This window comes from Hyphomonas sp., from assembly GCF_040882205.1.
Taxonomy (GTDB): domain Bacteria; phylum Pseudomonadota; class Alphaproteobacteria; order Caulobacterales; family Hyphomonadaceae; genus Hyphomonas.
Genome location: NZ_JBBEBT010000357.1, coordinates 1 through 1,642, shown reverse-complemented (window position 1 = coordinate 1,642; position 1,642 = coordinate 1). Strand labels below are relative to the sequence as shown.

The window sequence follows — 1,642 nt, the reverse complement described above, 5'->3', positions numbered from 1 at the left end:
CGTTGCTCACCATCGCGTGAAATCGCCGCTCACGATCAGCGAAATGCGCAGCCAGCGCTGATGGGACCAAATTGGCTTAACTGAGAAAGGAGGATTTCTGGTTCATTGTAGCCTTTCAAAGGAGCGAAGATGAGACAGAAATCCGGGACACGGAAGGCACCAGCGGAGAAGGTCATCAAGGACATCCGCCGGGTGACCCGCAAGCAGTATTCGGGGGAAGAGAAGATCCGTGTCGTGCTTGAGGGCCTGCGTGGCGAAGAGTCGATCGCCGCGCTGTGCCGGCGCGAGGGGATCGCCGAGAGCCTCTACTACAACTGGCCGAAGGAGTTCCTCGAAGCCTGCAAGAAGCGGCTTGCAGGCGACACGGCGCGCGCGGCCACCAGCGACGAGGTCAAACAGCTGCGCAAGGAGGCGCGCGATCTCAAGGAGGTTGTCGCCGAACAGGCGCTGGAACTGCGGATTCTCAAAAACGTATGGCCCGCCCCGTTGGCAAGTCGGTTACGTCAGGCTTTGTTCGGTCGTTCACAAACGTATCCGGCGTAGCGGCACTTCCTCCCTCGCCATGATGGAGATCCGCGCGTCTTGGCCCTCATAAAAGTCTCGGCGTCGAAGCAAGGACGCGGGTGTTCGACCCTTTCGGCCATCAGCTTCCTTCCGCCAACCTCACATGGCTCCGGCGATCCCGGAACCGATTCTTTCGACTAAGCAGCCTCGCTCACGCCGTCACCGTCGCACCCATTTCTGGATCGAAGCCTCTGCCCCGCCGCAGTGTTGCCCAAGCGATGCGGGCGAGCTTGGCGGCGAGCGCGACAATGACGATGTTTCTGTGCGCTCGGGACAAAAGACCTCGAAGCCACTCGCCCAAGGGTGTCGCCTGTTTGGAGAGGCTCGGCAGCGCCGCACGCGCTCCGTGGTTCAGCAGCATGCGAAGGTAGGTTCCTTGCGGGCGCGGCGCGCGACGCGAAGATAGGACTGGCCGCTGTCCCCCGAAATCCATAATCAAGTTTTGGTGACGATGCCTTGGGTCGATGACAGTCTGGCCATCACCTGTTCTGGCGCCGCAAATTCCCTGCATAGACCGAAGTGCTTCCCTGATAGGCGATCTGTTATTCCCTGTTCGGAGGTGCAGGGAATTTTTGCTACAAGTCATTGTTATCGCACATCAATTCGCGACGGAATCTGCCCGGAATGGTCCCAAAACGGATATTTTCCCTGTAAAATCCCGCAAAACAGGGAAATCGAGACCAGAGACAGGTTCGCTCAAGACTGCCCACACCACCAGACAGTCCGGCCTCGCTGGACTGATTTCGGGTGTCTCCTGCGCCGACGCCACGAACGCCCGATCCAGGATGTTGGGGGAGACCGCATGGCGTTGTCCTCCATCCTTGGGTAGTCCGCGCCGTCGAGGCCGCGCCCGCAGGCCTTCCTGGCGCATCATCCGCTCGATGCGATGCAGACCGGCGTCGAGCCCTTCGGCCAGCACGTCGTGCCAGACCCGCCGGGCGCCATAGGTGCGATCGCTTCCGGCAAAGCTGGACCGGGATCCCGGCGACGAGCCCGACATCTTCTGACCCCAAGCTGCCCGGGCGGGCGGTGCGAGGAGCGCCGGCGGTGCCGGCGCTCCCCGATACGGGCAGGCGCT

Annotated in this window: 3 pseudogenes; 1 reads left to right on the top strand and 2 read right to left on the bottom strand. The window is 61.6% G+C overall.

The features are described 5' to 3' along the window. Nucleotides 1-129 precede the first annotated feature (129 nt). Nucleotides 130-468 (top strand): annotated as a pseudogene (locus tag WEA77_RS15555) (transposase); the annotation flags it as partial. 247 nt (nt 469-715) lie between these two features. Here the strand turns inward: WEA77_RS15555 and WEA77_RS15550 are convergent. After that, nucleotides 716-934, bottom strand: a pseudogene (locus WEA77_RS15550) (IS110 family transposase); the annotation flags it as partial. A 387-nt stretch (nt 935-1,321) separates the two neighbouring features. Next, a pseudogene (locus tag WEA77_RS15545) lies at nt 1,322-1,556 on the bottom strand (IS3 family transposase); the annotation flags it as partial. Nucleotides 1,557-1,642: the final 86 nt, after the last annotated feature.